The sequence below is a fragment of the Kitasatospora sp. NPDC051164 genome (genome assembly GCF_044455625.1).
GTDB lineage: Bacteria > Actinomycetota > Actinomycetes > Streptomycetales > Streptomycetaceae > Kitasatospora.
Genome location: NZ_JBITFB010000054.1, coordinates 1 through 18,621 on the forward strand (window position 1 = coordinate 1; position 18,621 = coordinate 18,621).

The 18,621-nt window shown below is 71.2% G+C and carries 15 protein-coding genes, 1 rRNA gene and 1 riboswitch; of the genes, 13 read left to right on the forward strand and 3 right to left on the reverse strand.

The genetic code is table 11. The features are described from left to right. The 12 genes from rrf to ACIBEC_RS44075 all read left to right on the forward strand — a co-directional run. Nucleotides 1–92 (forward strand): 5S ribosomal RNA (rrf, locus tag ACIBEC_RS44020); the annotation flags it as partial. A gap of 97 nt (nt 93–189) precedes the next feature. Next, nucleotides 190–810 (forward strand): CDP-alcohol phosphatidyltransferase family protein, encoded by a 621-nt coding sequence (locus ACIBEC_RS44025; protein ID WP_360508202.1) that lies wholly within the window; start codon nt 190–192, stop codon nt 808–810. 124 nt (nt 811–934) lie between these two features. Continuing rightward, nucleotides 935–3,430 (forward strand): mannose-1-phosphate guanyltransferase, encoded by a 2,496-nt coding sequence (locus tag ACIBEC_RS44030; protein WP_360508205.1) that lies wholly within the window; start codon nt 935–937, stop codon nt 3,428–3,430. A 178-nt stretch (nt 3,431–3,608) separates the two neighbouring features. Beyond that, nucleotides 3,609–4,700: a DUF881 domain-containing protein gene (locus ACIBEC_RS44035; protein WP_396290572.1), complete on the forward strand. Its 1,092-nt coding sequence runs from the start codon at nt 3,609–3,611 to the stop codon at nt 4,698–4,700. Beyond that, nucleotides 4,697–5,029: a small basic family protein gene (locus tag ACIBEC_RS44040; protein ID WP_030062488.1), complete on the forward strand. Its 333-nt coding sequence runs from the start codon at nt 4,697–4,699 to the stop codon at nt 5,027–5,029. Before ACIBEC_RS44035 ends, ACIBEC_RS44040 begins: the two co-directional genes overlap by 4 nt. A gap of 193 nt (nt 5,030–5,222) precedes the next feature. After that, nucleotides 5,223–6,200, forward strand: coding sequence for a DUF881 domain-containing protein (locus tag ACIBEC_RS44045; RefSeq protein ID WP_396290585.1), 978 nt, complete (start codon nt 5,223–5,225; stop codon nt 6,198–6,200). Between the two features lie 562 nt (nt 6,201–6,762). After that, nucleotides 6,763–7,305, forward strand: coding sequence for an FHA domain-containing protein (locus tag ACIBEC_RS44050; protein ID WP_396290574.1), 543 nt, complete (start codon nt 6,763–6,765; stop codon nt 7,303–7,305). A gap of 179 nt (nt 7,306–7,484) precedes the next feature. Next, nucleotides 7,485–8,180 (forward strand): MerR family transcriptional regulator, encoded by a 696-nt coding sequence (locus ACIBEC_RS44055; protein ID WP_360508278.1) that lies wholly within the window; start codon nt 7,485–7,487, stop codon nt 8,178–8,180. Nucleotides 8,181–8,277: 97 nt separating this feature from the next. Then, nucleotides 8,278–8,754, forward strand: coding sequence for a bifunctional nuclease family protein (locus ACIBEC_RS44060; protein WP_030062493.1), 477 nt, complete (start codon nt 8,278–8,280; stop codon nt 8,752–8,754). Nucleotides 8,755–8,970: 216 nt separating this feature from the next. Further along, nucleotides 8,971–9,615, forward strand: a complete 645-nt coding sequence (locus ACIBEC_RS44065) for a MerR family transcriptional regulator (RefSeq protein ID WP_360508213.1) — start codon at nt 8,971–8,973, stop codon at nt 9,613–9,615. Nucleotides 9,616–9,708: 93 nt separating this feature from the next. Next, nucleotides 9,709–10,437 (forward strand): ElyC/SanA/YdcF family protein, encoded by a 729-nt coding sequence (locus ACIBEC_RS44070; RefSeq protein WP_360508216.1) that lies wholly within the window; start codon nt 9,709–9,711, stop codon nt 10,435–10,437. A 69-nt stretch (nt 10,438–10,506) separates the two neighbouring features. Then, nucleotides 10,507–11,916 (forward strand): DNA polymerase IV, encoded by a 1,410-nt coding sequence (locus ACIBEC_RS44075; protein ID WP_360508219.1) that lies wholly within the window; start codon nt 10,507–10,509, stop codon nt 11,914–11,916. 144 nt (nt 11,917–12,060) lie between these two features. On the opposite strand, the gene ACIBEC_RS44080 is transcribed toward ACIBEC_RS44075, so the two are convergent. Continuing rightward, entirely contained in the window at nt 12,061–13,557 is a 1,497-nt protein-coding gene (locus ACIBEC_RS44080; RefSeq protein WP_360508222.1) for an MFS transporter, read from the reverse strand. A gap of 143 nt (nt 13,558–13,700) precedes the next feature. Next, the gene (locus tag ACIBEC_RS44085; RefSeq protein ID WP_360508225.1) at nt 13,701–14,810 is read right to left on the reverse strand and encodes a PRC and DUF2382 domain-containing protein; all 1,110 of its coding nucleotides are present in this window, start codon (nt 14,808–14,810) and stop codon (nt 13,701–13,703) included. 151 nt (nt 14,811–14,961) lie between these two features. Further along, a riboswitch (glycine riboswitch) is annotated at nt 14,962–15,065 on the forward strand. A 238-nt stretch (nt 15,066–15,303) separates the two neighbouring features. On the opposite strand from ACIBEC_RS44085, the gene gcvP reads away from it, so the two are divergent. After that, nucleotides 15,304–18,204, forward strand: coding sequence for an aminomethyl-transferring glycine dehydrogenase (gene gcvP, locus ACIBEC_RS44090; protein WP_360508228.1), 2,901 nt, complete (start codon nt 15,304–15,306; stop codon nt 18,202–18,204). A gap of 156 nt (nt 18,205–18,360) precedes the next feature. On the opposite strand, the gene ACIBEC_RS44095 is transcribed toward gcvP, so the two are convergent. Next, complete coding sequence (locus ACIBEC_RS44095) at nt 18,361–18,552, reverse strand: DUF5999 family protein (protein WP_030256473.1); 192 nt, start codon at nt 18,550–18,552, stop codon at nt 18,361–18,363. Nucleotides 18,553–18,621 lie beyond the last annotated feature (69 nt).

Sequence of the window (18,621 nt, forward strand, 5' to 3'; positions counted from 1 at the left end):
CGCCCGGTTACATTCCGAACCCGGAAGCTAAGCCTTACAGCGCCGATGGTACTGCAGGGGGGACCCTGTGGGAGAGTAGGACGCCGCCGAACAATTCTTCGAGAGAAGCCCCCGCCGGGTGAACCGGGCGGGGGCTTCTCTGTTGTAGGGTCAACGTGCATTGTCGTGACAAGGGACAGGAGGCCCCGGGTGGAGGTCCAGGAGACGCGGGTCCAGACCGATCGCGTCCTCACCATCCCCAACCTGCTGAGCATGGGCCGGCTGGTCGGCGTTCCGCTTTTCCTCTGGCTCATTCTGTGGCCGGTCTTCGATGGGCCCAACAACGATGGCTGGGCTTTGCTGATCCTGGCGCTGAGCGGTATCAGCGACTACCTGGACGGAAAGCTCGCCCGGCGGTGGGGGCAGATCAGCCGGGTGGGGCAGCTGCTGGATCCGCTGGCCGACCGGCTCTATGTGCTGTCCACGCTGGTCGGATTGACCTGGCGTGAGATTCTGCCCTGGTGGCTGACGGCGATTCTGCTGGCCCGGGAGGTGTTTATCGCCGCGCTGCTGCCCATTCTGAACAAGCACGGGTACGGGCCGCTGCAGGTGAGTTTTCTGGGGAAGGCCGCGACCTTCAACCTGATGTACGCGTTTCCGCTTCTGCTGCTCGGCAGTGTGGACAGTTGGATCGCGCGGCCGGCCGAGGTGGTGAGCTGGGCCTTCATCTGGTGGGGCGCCACGCTGTACTGGTGGGCCGCCATTCTTTACGCGGTTCAGGCGCGGCAGATCGTCAAGGGCCGCCCGGCGGGCCCGGCGTCCGCAGTCTGAGACGCGATCTGAGAGAAGCCCCACGCTCCATCGGTGCGTCGGACGATACCTTCCGGGTAGAGAACCCTCTGGAACGGTTTGATGGACCTGCTGGTCCACCACCGCGAAGGAGGACGCACCCGTAATGAAAGCCGTTGTAATGGCAGGGGGCGAGGGCACTCGACTCCGCCCGATGACCTCCAGCATGCCGAAGCCGCTGCTTCCGGTCGCCAATAGGCCGATCATGGAGCACGTGCTTCGGCTGCTGAAGCGGCACGGTCTCCCTGACACCGTCGTCACCGTGCAGTTCCTGGCGTCATTGGTCAAGAACTACTTCGGTGACGGCGAAGAGCTGGGCATGCACCTGACCTATGCCCACGAGGAGACACCACTGGGCACTGCGGGGAGTGTCAAGAACGCCGAAGACGCGCTCAAGGACGACTCCTTTCTGGTGATCTCCGGTGACGCGCTGACCGACTTCAATCTCTCTGAATTGATCGACTTTCACCGCAGCAAGGACGCTCTGGTCACCGTCTGTCTCACCAGGGTGCCGAATCCACTGGAGTTCGGCATCACGATCACGGACGACGAGGGACGGGTCGAGCGGTTCCTGGAGAAGCCGACCTGGGGGCAGGTCTTCTCCGACACGGTGAACACCGGTATCTACGTGATGGAACCCGAGGTCTTCGACTACGTCGCGGCGGGTGAGTCCGTCGACTGGTCGAGCGACGTCTTCCCGCAGCTGTTGAAGGAGGGCAAGCGGGTCTACGGCTACATCGCCGAGGGCTACTGGGAGGACGTGGGCACCCACGAGAGCTACGGCAAGGCCCAGGCCGACGTCCTGGAGGGCAAGGTCGAGGTCGAGCTGGACGGGTTCGAGATCTCGCCCGGCGTCTGGGTCGCCGAAGGGGCCGAGGTGGACCCCGAGGCGGTGCTCCGCGGGCCGCTGTACATCGGGGACTACGCCAAGGTCGAGGCCGGCGTCGAGATCCGCGAACACACCGTGCTGGGCAGCAACGTGGTCGTCAAGCGCGGCGCGTTCCTGCACAAGGCCGTGGTGCACGACAACGTGTACGTCGGGCCGCAGAGCAATCTGCGGGGCTGTGTGGTCGGAAAGAACACCGATGTGATGCGGGCCGCGCGGATCGAGGACGGGGCGGTGATCGGGGACGAGTGCCTGGTCGGCGAAGAGTCGATCATCGGGGCGAACGTCCGGGTGTACCCGTTCAAGACCATCGAGGCCGGCGCCGTCGTCAACACCTCGGTGATCTGGGAGTCGCGCGGCCAGGAGCACCTCTTCGGTCTCCGCGGCGTCTCGGGGATCCTGAACGTCGAGATCACCCCGGAGCTGGCCGTGCGGCTGGCCGGGGCCTACGCGACGACGCTGAAGAAGGGGGCCACCGTCACCATTGCGCGTGACCACTCGCGTGGTGCGCGTGCGCTCAAACGGGCGATGATTTCGGCGCTGCAGACCTCGGCGATCGATGTCCGCGACCTCGAGAACGTGCCGATGCCGGTGGCCCGGCAGCACACGGCGCGGGGGAGTGCGGGCGGGATCTTCCTGCGGACCACACCGGGAGTACCCGACTCACTGGACATCCTTTTCTTCGACGAGCGCGGGGCGGACCTCTCACAAGCCGGGCAGCGCAAGCTCGACCGCGTCTACGCGCGGCAGGAGTACCGGCGGGCCTTCCCGGGCGAGATCGGGGACCTGACCTTCCCGTCCAGCGTCTTCGACGCCTACGCGGGCAACCTGCTGCGGGCGGTGGACACCACCGGGGTCCGGGAGGCCGGGCTGAAGGTGGTGGTGGACACCGCGCACGGCAGCGCGGGTCTGGTTCTGCCGAGCATCCTCGGCCGGCTCGGCGTGGAGGCGCTCACCGTCTCCAGCGGGCTCGACGAGGCGCGGCCGACCGAGGACGCGGAAACGCGAAGGGCCGGGCTCGCCAGGCTCGGCGAGCTGGTGGCCTCCTCGCGGGCGGCCTTCGGTGTCCGCTTCGACCCGGTCGGTGAGCGCGTCGCGTTCGTGGACGAGCTGGGCCGGGTGATCGACGACGACCGGGCGCTGCTGGTGCTGTTGGACCTGGTGGCGGCCGAGCGGCGCAGCGGGCAGGTGGCGCTGCCGGTGACCACGACCCGGATCGCCGAGCAGGTCGCCGCCTACCACGGCACCCAGGTCATCTGGACCACGACGACGCCGGACGACCTCGCGAAGGCGGCCTCCGCCGAGGGCACGGTGTTCGGCGGGGACGGGCGCGGCGGCTTCGTGGTGCCCGAGTTCAGCGGGGTGCTGGACGGGGCCGCGGCCTTCGTCCGGCTGGTCGGCCTGGTGGCGCGGACCCAGCTCACGCTGAGCCAGATCGACGCGCGGATCCCGCAGGCGCACATCCGGCGCCGGGACATCGCGACGCCGTGGGCGGCCAAGGGCATGGTGATGCGCTCGGTGGTGGAGGCGGCCGGCAGCCGGCGGCTGGACACCACCGACGGTGTCCGGGTCGTGGAGGCGGACGGGCGCTGGACGCTGGTGCTGCCGGACCCGGCCGAGGCGGTCACCCACCTGTGGGCGGAGGGCCCGGACGACGAGGCCACCGAGGCGCTGCTGGACGAATGGGCGGCGGTGGTCGAGGGCGCCGGGCGGTGACAGCCCGGAGCTGAGGACGAGACGGCCCGATCGGCGGGGCGCACGGCATGGTTCGTGCGCCCCGCTGTCCGTTTTCACATCATTCGGAATGGTCCGCCACTTCCGTCTTGTGTGCAGCGTGTGTGCAGCTCAGGGGCCGTGCACAAGGCCCCCTCGCCGCCATGGGACGATGGTTTCCATGCCAGCGACGCCGACACCGAGTGCCCCGAACGGGCGGTACAACCGCCCGGACGCCTCGATGTCCCTGCTGACCAATGTGATGGACCACAGCCTGGACGAGGGCTACGCCGAGGCGGCCGCGGCACGCGGCGGTGCCCGGGACAGCCGGATACCCGGAACGCTCCAGGGGCTGCTCACGCTGGCCGCCGGGCTGGCGCTGGTCGGAGCGGTGGTGACGGTCGGCGCGGTGAACGCGCACGAGGCCGAGCCGACGCTGGCCAAGGAGCGGGACGCGCTGATCCAGCGGATCAACGACAGCAACACCTCGGTCGACCAGCTGCAGAAGCAGGTGCAGGAGCTGCGGCGCAAGGTCGACAGCACCCAGCAGCAGGCGCTCCCCTCGGGGGACGGCGACGCGGGTGCTCTGACCGGAGCGGTGGGCCTGGGTGAGGTCACCGGGCCGGGCGTGAAGGTGGTCCTGGAGGACGCCGCGGGGACGGGCATGGGCGGCAACGTCGACCCGCGGGCGGGACAGGGCTTCTCCAACAGTGGCCGGCTTCGGGACCGCGACCTGCAACTGGTGGTGAACGGCCTCTGGGGGGCCGGGGCCGAGGCCGTGGCGATCAACGGCCAGCGGCTGACCGCGCTCTCCGCGATCCGGGCTGCGGGCGAGGCGGTGCTGGTGGACAACCGGCCGCTGGTGCCGCCGTACAACATCCAGGCGATCGGGGACGGGCCGAAGCTCCTCACCGCCTTCGAGAACGACATGGCCGGGCAGTACCTGCGGCTGCTCCAGGAGAAGTACGGCATCAAGTCGACGCTCTCCACACAGAAGAGCCTGACGCTGCCGGCGGCGGTGGGGGTGACGCTGCGGACCGCGCAGCCGGTGACGCCCGAGCCCACGGCGACGGCGACGCCGTCGGCCACGGCCACGCCGAGCGGAACGCGCTCCGCCGGCCCCGGAACCTCGGAGAGCCCGGGCGCGTCCGTCTCACCATCGGCCTCACCAACCGCTTCACCATCGGCGACCAGCGGTGGTGCGACCCCGAAGCGGCATCCGTCGACCGGATCCGCGAAGACCACGACAGGGACAGGAGCAGCCAGACCGTGATTGCCGTACTGGGTCTTGTGATCGGAGTGGTCGTCGGCCTCTTCGTCCAACCCGAGGTGCCGGACGCCGTCGTGCCTTACCTGCCGATCGCGGTGGTCGCGGCCCTGGACGCGGTCTTCGGCGGTGTCCGGGCGATGCTCGACGGGATCTTCAACGACAAGGTGTTCATCGTCTCGTTCCTGTCGAACGTGGTGGTCGCGGCGCTGATCGTGTTCCTGGGCGACCAGCTGGGCGTCGGCTCGCAGCTGTCCACGGGTGTGGTCGTCGTCCTCGGCATCCGCATCTTCTCCAACGCGGCCGCGATCCGGCGCCATGTCTTCCGTGCCTGAGTCGGGCCGCGAGGAGGCGGCGGAGAAGCGGGAGCCGAGGACCGTCGGGAGGACGGTCGAGGAGGCCGTCGAGGCGCCCGAGCCGGAGACGGGCCGGGAGTCCGGGCCGGACGGCTCTGCGGACCCGGACGGGGCCGCAGAGGAGGCCGGAGCGGCCGCCCCGGCTCCGGAAGCCGAGACCGGCGAGAGCGCCGTGGAGAACGAGGCCGAGGACGCGGCCGAGGACAAGTCTGACGCTAAGGCTGAGCTTGAGGCCGACTCGGCCCCGGAGCCGACGCTCCGGCTGGTGAAGGCGGTCCGGCCCGAACCGGAGCCGGAGCCGGAGCCCGAGGCAGCGGCCAAGCCCGAGCCCGTCGAGTCGGGGTCCGGCACAGGGCCCGTGCCGGAGCCCGAGCCCGAGCCGGTCGCAGCGGAGGCCGTCGAGCAGGCGCCCGCCGTGGACCGCAACGCCGGACGGCGGCGTCTGCAGGCGGCGCTGTGGCCGCCGCGGCTGTCGCGCGGGCAGTTGGTGGTGGCGCTGCTGCTGTTCTCGCTCGGCTTGGGGCTGGCGATCCAGGTGCGGTCGACCAACGACCACCACAGCCAGCTGCGCGGGGCCCGCCAGGAGGACCTGGTTCGGATCCTCGACGAACTGGACAGCCGTCAGCAGCGTCTCCAACAGGAGAAGGCGGAGCTGGAGCAGTCCCTGGCGAAGTTGGAGAACAGCTCCAACCAGGCCAAGGAGGCCCAGGAGCAGACCAGGAAGAAGGTGACGGAACTCGGCGTGCTCGCCGGTACCGTCAAGGCCACTGGTCCGGGCATCGTCCTCACGGTCGATGACCCCCAAGGGCAGGTGAAGGCAGATATGCTGCTGGACACCCTGCAGGAACTTCGAGCGGCGGGGGCGGAGGCGATTCAGATCAACGATGTGCGCGTGGTGGTCAACACCTACTTCACCGACCTGTCGGGCGGTGGGGTGCAGATCGACGGGAAGAAGGTCTCGCAGCCCTATCGGTTCACCGTCGTGGGGAACCCGCAGGACCTGACGCCCGCGCTGAACATCCCGGGTGGTGTCGTCCGCACGTTGGAGAGCCACCAGGCGCGGGCGACGATCACCCAGCAGCAGAAGGTGGTCGTGGACGCCCTCGTGGATCTGAAGACGCCGCAGTACGCCAAGCCGGCTTCGAAGTGACGAGGCGCCCGACGAACGGCCCGTCACGGGCCGGCGGCACCCGGTGCGGGGAGTCGCCGTCACGTGGGCGAGACTGGTTCGCACCAGTTCGCTCCGGAACAACAACCGCAGCATCAACTGTCGGAGTACCGCTCCAGCGGGCCCGAGCCGCAACCGGGCTCGCGGCCTGTCCGAGGTTCTCACCCTGCCCCGCGGGCGGGTCTGTCACACGCAAGGGGATTCGCCCGTGAGTTTCTTCTCGAAGTTGTTCGGTCGCAACAAGGGCCGTGACGCGGCCGCCGTGGAGGCGCCGACCGCGCGGCACCGTCGGCCTGAGGACGAGCCCGCCGTGCCGGGCATGCGACCCGCCCCCGAGGCCGCCCCGTACGCCGGACAGCAGCTGTTCCGGGACGGCGGCGCCCAGTACGCGGGGAATCCGGCGGGCTACGGCGCGTCGGTTGACCCCTCCGGCGACCCGCGCATAGGTTTCCCGTCGGGACCCTCAACCTCTGGTGGAGGGTTTGCTCCGGACCCGTACGCCGGGCACAACCCGTCGGGTGTGCCGCGCCAGGAGGCTGTGAACATGGCTGGCCCCTCTCCGTGCCCCAGGTGCGGCAACCAGAACCCGGCCGCGGCCCGGTTCTGCTCCAACTGCGGTGCGGCGCTGCGCGGCGGTCTGCTGCCGGAGGGGGCGGCGGAGACCACGTCGACCATCTCCATCTCCGGCCTGGAGTCGTACGACCCCACCACCACGACCGGCACCGGTACCACGCCGGCCCTGTCGGCCGAGGTGCTGTCGGCGATCGACGCGCTGCCGCCGGGCTCGGCCCTGCTGATCGTGCAGCGCGGTCCGAACTCGGGCAGCCGCTTCCTGCTGGACTCGGACGTCACCACGGCGGGGCGTCACCCGCAGGGTGACATCTTCCTGGACGACGTCACGGTCTCGCGCCGGCACGTGGAGTTCCGCCGCACCCCGGCCGGCTTCAGCGTCGCGGACGTGGGCAGCCTCAACGGCACCTACGTGAACCGGGAGCGGATCGACGAGGTGTCGCTGAACAACGGCGACGAGGTCCAGATCGGGAAGTACCGGCTGGTGTTCTTCGCCGGCCACAACCGGGGGTACTGAAACCAACGTCGGCAGGAGCCCGAGTGAATACGAATACCCCTTCCTCTTCTCTCGGGGCGGCCACCCCAGTCCCGTCCGGTCCGCAGGCGGACCGCGGCGGGCGCGGGGTGGTCGCGGGCCCCAGGCAACCGGTCCGTGCGGAGCGGCCCGCCGGGCGGCGGCGCGGCGGTGACGAACTGCTGAGCATCGGCGCGGTGCTGACCTTCCTGCGCGACGACTTCCCCGAGGTCACCATCTCCAAGATCCGCTTCCTGGAGGCGGAGGGGCTGGTCGAGCCGCAGCGCACGCCCTCGGGGTACCGCAAGTTCAGCCCGGCCGACGTCGAGCGGCTGGCCTACGTCCTGCGGATGCAGCGGGACCACTACCTGCCGCTGCGGGTGATCCGCGAACACCTGGACGCCATCGAGCGCGGCGAGAGCCCGCCGGCGCTGCCCTCCTCGGCCGACACCCGGCCCGGGCCGATGGAGGAGGCGGACCGCGAGCTGGTGGCCTCCGCCGACGTCCCGTCCGGGGTCCGGCTGGGGCGTGCCGAACTGCTCGCCGCGGCCGAGGCCGGGGAGCGGGAGCTGGCCGAGTGGGAGTCGTACGGGCTGGTCGCGCCCGGCCCGGACGGCGGGTACGACGGCGAGGCCCTGCAGGTGGCCCGGCTGGTCGCGGAGCTCGGCCGGTACGGCCTCGAGCCGCGGCACCTGAGAGCGATGAAGGCGGCGGCCGACCGCGAGATCACCCTGGTGGAGCAGGTGGTGGCGCCGCTGCGCCGGCACCGGAACCCGCAGACCAGGGCCCATGCCGAGGCCACCGCGCGGGAGCTCGCGACGCTGTCCGTACGACTGCACGCGGCAATGGTCCAGGCCGGACTGCGGACCCGCGGGTAGCCTCCCGGGCGGCCTCCGCATGCCGGGGGCACCGCGCTGACCAGCGGCGTCGGCTCTGCGCTTTCATATCCGGGACCGGAGCCATAGGGTTGCCTGTGTGAATGAGCTCGACGTCGTGGGTGTCCGAGTGGAGATGCCTTCCAACCAGCCGATCGTGCTGCTGCGGGAGGTCGGGGGAGATCGCTACCTGCCGATCTGGATCGGCCCCGGCGAGGCGACCGCGATCGCCTTCGCCCAGCAGGGCATGACGCCGGTGCGCCCGCTGACGCACGACCTCTTCAAGGACGTCCTGGAGGCGCTCGGCCAGCAGCTCACCGAGGTGCGGATCACCGATCTGCGGGAGGGCGTGTTCTACGCCGAGCTGGTGTTCGCCGGTGGGGTCGAGGTGAGCGCCCGGCCGTCCGACGCGATAGCGCTGGCGCTGCGGACCGGTACGCCGATCTACGGGAGCGAGGAGGTGCTCGCCGAGGCGGGCATCGCGATCCCGGACGAGCAGGAGGACGAGGTCGAGAAGTTCCGGGAGTTCCTCGACCAGGTGTCGCCCGAGGACTTCGGCGGCGGCGGCCCGCAGTAGCGGTTCTGCGAGTATTCGGCTCAGCGTTTTGCCAAAATTCGTCGACCTACCCACACTAGGGGCACGAAAAACCACTCTCCTGAGTGATGTGGATTGTCTGACCCGGCGTGGCGATCGTTGACGGGTCATAGGGGACTGCCTACCGTCAGGAGTGGCTGTCCGGGTGGCCGATGCCCGCAGTCGGGTTGCCCGCAGCACAAGTGGACGGAGGCAGGCATGAGCAGCACCGGCGATGACGCGGCCCTGGGAGGCCTGTGCGCCGTGCACGTGCCGCGCACCGCTCGTACCGTCACGGACATGGCCCGGGTGGGCAGGTTCCCGGCCGTGCAGCCGGGGCAGCCGGCCATCGAGCGGCTGGCCCCGACGTCCGAACTGATCGGCTTCCGCGGCCCGACGGCCTGTGCGGCGGCCGGCATCACCTACCGTCAGCTGGACTACTGGGCCCGCACCGGGTTGCTGGAGCCCAGCGTCCGGACGGCGTACCCGGCGGCCAGTCAGCGGCTCTACAGCTTCCGCGACGTCCTACTGCTCAAGATCGTGAAGCGGCTGCTCGACGCGGGGGTCTCGCTGCAGAACATCCGGGTGGCCGTCGCCCATCTGCAGGCCGCCGAGCAGGCCGACCTCGCCGGGATGACGCTGATGTGCGACGGCGCGACGGTGTACGAGTGCACCACGCCGCAGCAGGTGGTGGATCTGCTGAAGGGCGGTCAGGGGGTCTTCGGCATCGCGGTGGGAGCGGTCTGGCAGGAACTGGAGCGCACCCTCGGGCGGCTGCACGCGGAGCGTACGGACACCGGCGAGACCCTGGTCGGGCAGGACCCGGCCGACGAGCTGGCCCAGCGGCGCAACCGGGCGGTCTGAGCAACGAGTCGACGAGGCCGTGGGCCCGGACGGGGAACCGTTCGGACCCGCGGCCTCGTCGTGTTGCCTGGCGAAACGATCGAGGGAGGGCCTGTGGGGGTCGGCACCGGTATAGCGGGACTGCTGCGGCGCAGGGCCGGACTGCTGCGGACACGGCTGGGGCAGCGGAAGACCCAGCGCAGGGTGTTCCAGGTCGGGACGGTGCTCTGCTCGCTGGCGCTGGCACCGAGCGCCTGGGTGTGGCTCTCGGCGGGTGACCGGGTGGGCACGGTGGAGAGCGCTCCCTCCGCGCCGGTCGCGGTGGTCTTCGGCGCCGGACTCGACGAGGGCAAGCCCTCGCCGTACCTGGAGCACCGGCTGGTCGCGGCGGTGGACCTGTACCGGCAGGGCAAGGTGCAGGCGATCCTGGTGACCGGGGACAACGGGCGGATCGAGTACGACGAGCCCGACGCGATGTTCACGTACCTGACCGAGCACGGCGTGCCGGCCGAGCGGGTGGTCCGGGACTACGCGGGCTTCGACACCTGGGACTCCTGCACCCGGGCGCACCGGATCTTCGGCGTGGACCGGGCCGTGCTGGTCAGCCAGGACTTCCACGTCCGGCGGGCGCTGGCGCTGTGTGAGGCGGCGGGCATCCGCTCGTACGCCGTCGGGGTGCCGGAGCTGCACGACGAGACCTGGCTGTACGGCGGGGTGCGGGAGGTGGCCGGGGCGGGCAAGGCGGCGGTCAACGCCTGGCTGCGGCCGGACCCGGTGTTCCTCGGGCCCCAGGAGGACGGCATCCCGAAGGCGCTCGCGGACGCGGCGAAGAAGCAGCCGTAGGCGTCCGACCGCGCCGGGCGTCCGGCCGGGTTCGTACGCACTGTCGGACCCGTACGCGATGATCTGCGGGTGCGATCACTGCCGAGCATCATCCACCTCGACATGGACGCCTTCTTCGCGGCGGTGGAGCAGGCGGCCAAGCCGAGCCTGCGCGGCAAGCCGGTGGTCGTCGGCGGGCTGGGCGGTCGCGGGGTGGTGTCCACGGCCTCGTACGAGGCGCGGAAGTTCGGGGTGCACTCGGCGATGCCGATGGCGCAGGCGCGTCGGCTCTGCCCCAACGCGGCGTTCCTGTCGGGTCGTTTCGAGGCCTACCGGCAGGTCAGCGAGATCGTGATGGGCCTGCTGCGGGAACTGTCGCCGCTGGTGCAGCCGCTCAGCCTGGACGAGGCCTTCGTGGACCTGGAGGCCGGTCCGTACGGCCCGGTGCTGGCCGAGGCGGACCACGACACCGGCGAGCGGCTGGTGCTCGCGCTGGCGGAAGACCTGCGGTCGGACATCCAGCGGCTCACCGGGCTGACCGGCTCGGTGGGGGCGGCCGGGTCCAAACTGATGGCCAAGATCGCCTCCGAGCAGGCCAAGCCGGACGGCCTGGTGCTGATCGAACCCGGGCATGAACGGGCGGTGCTCGGGCCGATGCCCGTACGGGCGCTGCCCGGGATCGGGCCGGCCACCGAGCAGGTGCTGCGGCGGGCCGGGCTGAGCACGGTGGCCGACCTCGCGGAGGCGGGCGAGGCGGAGCTGGTCCAACTGCTCGGGCGCGCGCACGGGGCCGGGATCCACCACATGTCGATAGGGCTGGACGAGCGGCCGGTGGTGGCCGACCAGGACGCCAAGTCCGTCTCGGTGGAGGACACCTACGAGGTGGACCTGGCCGACCGGGACCGGGTGCTGCGCGAGGTGGAGGCGCTGGCCGCCCGGTGCGTGCGGCGGCTGCGGGCGGCCGGGCGCTCGGGGCGGACGGTGGTGCTCAAGGTCCGGCGGTTCGACTTCTCGACGCTGACCCGCTCGGAAACGCTCGGCGGGCCCACGGACGACGAGGCGGTGATCACCGCGACCGCGCGCCGGCTGGCCGAGCAAGTGGACATCACGGGCGGGGTCAGGCTGCTCGGCGTGGGCGTCGCCCAACTCGCCGACTACACCCAGGAGGACCTGTTCGCGCAGGCCCTGCGCGAGGAGGCGGCGGAACACGCGGAGGCGGCGGCCGAGACCGAGGAGGCCGAGGAGGAGCCGGAGGCCGTCGTGATGCGGCGGTGGATGCCCGGACAGGACGTCCGGCACGCGGAGTTCGGGCCGGGCTGGGTGCAGGGCAGCGGCGTCGGGAGGGTCACCGTGCGGTTCGAGACGCCGTGGAGCGAGCCGGGGCGGGTGCGGACCTTCGCGGTGGACGACCCGGCGCTCGAGCCGACCCGGCCGCTGCCGCTGCGCCGGGGCGAGGACACCGAACCGGACCCGGACGGCGGGGCAGCCGAGCGGGACTGAGACACGAAAACGGCCCCACCCGGTGGGGGAGTACCGGGTGGGGCCGCATCACCGTGCCGGACCCCGTGCGTTCGTGATGCCCTCGCGACGTACGGAGACCGGGGCCCCGCGCCCTGTCCCTGAGCGCGGGGGCCGGACGCCTCGTCAGGCGTCGGTCTTCACCAGCTTGTCGCTGGAGTCCTGCTGGGCCGAGTCGCCGACGACGGTCAGCGGAGCGGCCGACTTGACGGTGCGGATCAGGAACGGGACGACACCGGCGATGATGCAGACCACGGCCGCGGTCCAGAACGCGTGCTTGTACGCGTCCAGGGTGGGCAGCAGCAGCGGGATCTGCGGCGGCAGCTTCATGACGTCGCCGGTCAGGATGGCGGCCATGACGGCGGTGCCGATCGCGCCACCGACGGTGCGCAGCACCGAGTTCATGCCGTTGGCGATGCCGCTCTGCTCGGCCGGGACGGCACCGTTGATGTAGGCCGGCATCGCGGCGAACGCGAGGCCGACGCCGAGGCCGAAGATCGCCGAGGCAGTGTAGATGTCGCCCTCGTGGCTGTGCCGCAGGGCCAGGTAGGCCATCGCGATGGCGCCGAGGACGCCACCGAGGACCAGCGGCATGCGCGGGCCGCGGCGGGCGATCAGCAGCGCGCCGAGCGGGGCGGCCACCATGGAGCCGATCGCGGACGGCAGCAGCATGACACCGGCGTGCAGGACGGTGGCGGTGAAGCCGTAGTGGGTCAGCTTCTCCGGGGTCTGGGCGAAGTTGCTGATGACCATGAAGGAGCCGTACATGCCGAAGCCGATGAGCAGGCCCGCCAGGTTGGTGAAGGCCACGGCCGGACGGGACATCATCTTCATGTCGACCAGCGGGTGCGCGACCTTGGTCTCGATGATGCCCCAGACCAGGGCGACGACGGCGGCGACGGCGAACAGGCCGAGGGTCTTGGTGGAGGTCCAGCCCCAGTGGTTGCCCTGGCTGACCGCGACCAGCAGCGCGGAGAGCCAGCCGGCCAGGGTGATCGCGCCGAGCGGGTCGGCGCCGCCCTCCTTGTCGGTGACCGGGTCGGACGGGACCCGGAAGGCGACCAGGGCGACCGCGATCAGGCCGAAGACCAGGCCCATCCAGAAGATCGACTTGTAGCTCCAGTGCTCCAGCAGGAGACCGGTGGCGACCAGGCCGAGGCCGGAGCCGACGCCCATCGAGGCGCTGATGGCGGCGACGCCGCCGGTCACCTTCTGCTTGGGCAGCTCGTCGCGGACGATGCTGATCGCCAGCGGCATGACGCCACCGCCGGCGCCCTGCAGGACGCGGGCGACGACCAGCCAGGTGAACGAGTGGGTGCTGACCGCCAGTGCCGAACCGGCGACCAGGCCCGCCAGCGAGATCAGCAGCATCGGCTTACGGCCCCGGAGGTCGCCGAAGCGGCCCAGGAGGGGAGTCAGCACGGCGGCGGAGAGCAGGTTGGCGGTCATCAGCCAGGTGACGCTGGAGGCCGAGACGCTCAGTTCCTTGGCCAGCGAGGGCAGGATCGGGACGACTGCGGTCTGCACCACACTGAACGACAGCATCGCCAGGATGAGGGCCGGCAGGACCCGGGCGCTGCTCTGCTTCTCGGCCGCGATGGTGGGCTGGGGTGCCTCACTCACGGTTGCTTCCTCCCGTACATAGTGAATGAACTGAAGTAACCATGCAGGGAGATACTTCAGAGTGTCAAATATCGAGCGGTTAAGCTTTGGCAAAGGGGAAGGCCCCGACCTCGGATGGTCGGGGCCCTGCTGGGGATCGCGGGTCAGACGAGCGGGCGCATCGCGGTGGCGCGGGAGGCATCGGGGGTCGGGGTGACGGCGTCCTGGGGCGTGGTGGGGTCGTGGACCTCGACGTGTTCGCGGCGGAGTTCTTCCCGGACCACCTCCTCGTCGGTGTAGCGCTCGACGACCAGGCGGACGCGCTCGATGGGGGCGAGGTACTTGCGGACCGCCGGGCGCTCCTCACGGAGAGTGACTTCCTCGACGGCCTCGGCGATCTCCTTCTCGGTGAGGACGGCGCGCTCGGCCTCGCCGACCGGGATCCGCTCGACCCGGATGCGCTCGCGGACCACCGGGACGCGGCGCTCGACCTGCTCGGTCGTCACGTACTTGCGCAGCTTCGCGGTGCCCACGTTGTGCCACTCGGTGGTGACCTCCAGGCGCTCCTCGCGGCAAGTGATCTCGATCGGGTTGCCGGGAGCGGAGGAGTCGGCCCCCGAGCCGCGTGCGTGGGTGGTCGCCGCCGGCATCGGGTGCAGCTTGGGTTCCGTGATGGGTGCCGAGGAAGCCGTGGCGGGAGCAGGGGTGCTGAGGGTCCGCATGTTGGTCTCCATGGCGGTTACGGCGGTGGTCGCGCTGGTGCTGTCGGGCTCGGGAGAGTGGAAGGCGTGCGGCTTGGCGGCGACCGCGGCGGCGGCGGGGGTGGCGCCGAAGTCGAGGTCGGACTGCGCGGCGTGGCCGCCGTCCTCGCCGCCCGGGTGGTCCTCCGCTCGGGTGTCGAGGCCGTAGTAGCGGTAGAGCTGGAGCTCCTGGGAGGGGGACAGGTGCTGGCCCACGCCGAAGTCGGGGGACTCCTTGACCAGCGACTTGTCGTACGGCACCCGGAGCTCGTCGCCGGAGAACTCGCTCGTGGTGAGCGGGACGAAGGCGTCCCGGCCGAAGATGCCGGTCCGGACGGCGGCCCACTCGGGCTGGCCGGTGGCGTCGTCCAGGTACACCTCGTCGACCGTGCCGATCTTGTCTCCGTTGCGGTCGACCGCCTTGTGGCCGATGAGGTCCCGGGGGTCGATGTCGGTCTGCACGCTTTCCTCCAGTGCGCTGAGCCTGCGGAACTCCCACAGGAAGTCGGCCGGAGTACCCGTGCCGTCCGCCACTTCACACCAAATGCCATGAATCGGACGGACGCGACCGGGGTGCGCCGGACGGGCTGCGGGCTGAGCCGTCCGGGGGACGCGCGTAGACCCGGGGTGACCCGAAGCACCCGTGATCCGACGGCCTCCCGCTGGTACCCTGGGCGGCGACCGCAGAGCCCGCTCGGGAGAGTCTCCGACCGCGAAAAGCGCTGGTCGGGGCGCCGAAGGAGCAACTCCTCCCCGGAATCTCTCAGGCATCCGTACCGTGTGGGGTAGGTCACTCTGGAAAGCAGGGCAGGAGTCTCGGCACAGAAGCCGGCGACCACCACCCTCACCGACGGTGCAAGCCGACGGAGCGCCCACAGCGCACCGTGCGGGCGAAGCTCTCAGGTCCCGATGACAGAGGGGGAGGCCTGTCGGGTCCGCCCGCCATGGCTCATTCGCTGTCCGCAGCGGGGAAGGCCGGTCGGCGCGCGTACCCCCGCCGGTCCGTGACCAGGAGGCCTCGACCACCATGAACGCCCAGCCGAACGCGGGACGCCCCACCAGCGCCTCGACCCTCACCGAGCTTGAGCTGGCCAGCCCCTTCGAGAACCGCCACATCGGCCCCGACGCCGCCGCGCAGGAGAAGATGCTGGCGTCCGTCGGCTACGGCTCGCTGGACGAGCTCGCCGCCACCGCCGTGCCCGAGGCGATCCGCTCCATCACCGCCCTGGACCTGCCCGCCGGCCGGACCGAGGCCCAGGTCCTCGCCGAGCTGCGCGAGCTGGCCGGCCACAACCGGGTGCTCCAGCCGATGATCGGCCTGGGCTACTACGGCACCTTCACCCCGCCGGTGATCCTGCGCAACGTCATGGAGAACCCGGCCTGGTACACCGCCTACACCCCGTACCAGCCGGAGATCTCGCAGGGCCGCCTGGAGGCGCTGCTCAACTTCCAGACCGTGGTCTCCGACCTGACCGGCCTGCCGACCTCCGGCTCCTCGCTGCTGGACGAGGGCACCGCGGCCGCCGAGGCGATGGCACTGGCCCGCCGCGTCACCAAGGTCAAGGGCGGCGTCTTCCTGGTCGACGCCGAGACCCTGCCGCAGACCATCGCGGTGATCGAGACCCGCGCGGTGCCGACCGGTGTCGAGGTCGTCGTCGCCGACCTGTCCGAGGGCATCCCGGCCGAGATCGCCGAGCGCGGTGTCTTCGGCGTGCTGCTGCAGTACCCGGGCGCCACCGGTGTGGTCCGGGACCTCGCCCCGGTGATCGAGCAGGCGCACGGCCTGGGCGCGATCGTCGCCGTCGCCGCCGACCTGCTGGCGCTGACCCTGCTCAAGTCCCCCGGCTCGCTGGGCGCCGACATCGCCTGCGGCACCTCGCAGCGCTTCGGCGTGCCGATGGGCTTCGGAGGCCCGCACGCCGGCTACCTCTCGGTGCGCGCCGAGTACGCCCGCTCGCTGCCCGGCCGCCTGGTCGGCGTGTCCGTCGACTCCGACGGCAACCGCGCCTACCGCCTCGCGCTGCAGACCCGCGAGCAGCACATCCGCCGCGAGAAGGCCACCAGCAACATCTGCACCGCCCAGGTGCTGCTCGCTGTGATGGCCTCCATGTACGCCGTCTACCACGGCCCGGACGGCCTGGCCGACATCGCCCGCCGCACCCACCGCTACGCCGCCGCCCTCGCCGAGGGCCTGCGGGCCGGCGGCGTCGAGCTGCTGCACGGCGAGTTCTTCGACACCGTCACCGCCGTCGTCCCGGGCCGCGCCGCCGAGATCGCCGCCGCCGCCCGCGCCAACGGCATCAACGTCCACCAGGACGGCGCGGACCGGATCTCCGTCTCCGCCGACGAGACCACCACCCGCGAGCACCTGGCCGGTGTCTGGGCCGCGTTCGGCGTCGAGGCGGTCGAGGTGGCCGAGGGCGCCGAGGCGCTCCCGGCCGCGCTCCTGCGCGACGACGAGTACCTGACCCACCCGGTCTTCCACAGCCACCGCTCGGAGACCGCCATGCTGCGCTACCTGCGCCGCCTGTCGGACCGGGACTACGCGCTGGACCGGGGCATGATCCCGCTGGGCTCCTGCACCATGAAGCTCAACGCGACCACCGAGATGGAGGCCGTGACCTGGCCGGAGTTCGGCCAGCTCCACCCCTTCGCGCCGATCGACCAGGCCCAGGGCTACCTGACCCTGATCCGCCAGCTGGAGCAGCAGCTGGTCGAGGTGACCGGCTACGACGCCGTGTCGATCCAGCCGAACGCGGGCTCGCAGGGCGAGCTGGCCGGCCTGCTGGCCGTCCGCGCCTACCACCACGGCAACGGCGACACCCAGCGCGACGTCTGCCTGATCCCGTCCTCCGCGCACGGCACCAACGCGGCCTCCGCGGTGATGGCCGGCATGCGCGTGGTCGTGGTGAAGACCCTGGTCGACGGCGACGTGGACGTCGAGGACCTGAAGGCCAAGATCGAGCAGCACCGCGACAACCTGTCGGTGCTGATGGTCACCTACCCGTCGACCCACGGCGTGTACGAGACCCAGATCACCGAGATCTGCGCGATGGTGCACGAGGCCGGCGGCCAGGTGTACGTGGACGGCGCCAACCTGAACGCCCTGGTCGGCCTCGCCAAGCCGGGCAAGTTCGGCGCGGACGTCTCGCACCTGAACCTGCACAAGACCTTCTGCATCCCGCACGGCGGCGGCGGCCCGGGCGTCGGCCCGGTCGCGGTGCGTGCCCACCTGGCGCCGTACCTGCCGAACCACCCGCTGCAGTCGGAGGCCGGCCCGGCCACCGGTGTCGGCCCGATCTCGGCCGCGCCGTGGGGCTCGGCGGCGATCCTGCCGATCTCCTGGGCGTACGTCCGGCTGATGGGCGGCGAGGGCCTCAAGCGCGCGACGCAGGTCGCGGTGCTGAACGCCAACTACATCGCCAAGCGCCTCGCGCCGCACTTCCCGGTGCTCTACACCGGCCCGGGCGGGCTGGTCGCGCACGAGTGCATCATCGATCTGCGCCCGCTGACCAAGGAGACGGGCGTGACGGTGGACGACATCGCCAAGCGCCTGATCGACTACGGCTTCCACGCGCCGACGATGTCCTTCCCGGTGGCCGGCACGCTGATGATCGAGCCGACCGAGTCCGAGGACCTGCACGAGATCGACCGGTTCTGCGACGCGATGATCGAGATCCGGGCCGAGATCGACAAGGTCGGCTCGGGCGAGTGGGCCGCCGACGACAACCCGCTGCGCAACGCCCCGCACACCGCCGCCGAGCTGGCCGGCGACTGGGCGCACGGCTACTCGCGGCAGGACGCGGTCTTCCCGGCGGGCGTGAACCCGGCGGACAAGTACTGGCCGCCGGTGAGCCGGATCGACGGCGCGTACGGCGACCGCAACCTGGTCTGCTCCTGCCCGCCGCTGGACGAGTACGGCGTCTGACGGAGCCGGGCGCCACGGCGTCCGGACGAGCGGCAGGGCCCCGGCGGAACTCTCCGCCGGGGCCCTGCCCGTACTGCCTCGAGTCGGTGTCCGGGCCGGCCGTACGGTCGGGACCGCGGTGCGGTCGCGCCCGGCGTACGGCCGGGGACCGGGTGGTCAGGCCGCGTGGGCGACGGGTCGGCGCGGCGCGATCACCCGGCCGTCCGGCAGCAGCTCTCCGGTGTCCTCGAACAGGACGACGCCGTTGCAGAGCAGGCTCCAGCCCTGCTCCGGGTGGCAGGCCACCGACACGGCCGCTTCGCGGTCCTCGGACTCGGCCGATGGGCACTCAGGACGGTGCTGGCACATACGCGTACCCTCGCTTCGCTCTGCGATCCTCCCCGTGGTGCGGTCGCCGGAGGTCGTGCCGTCCGGAGG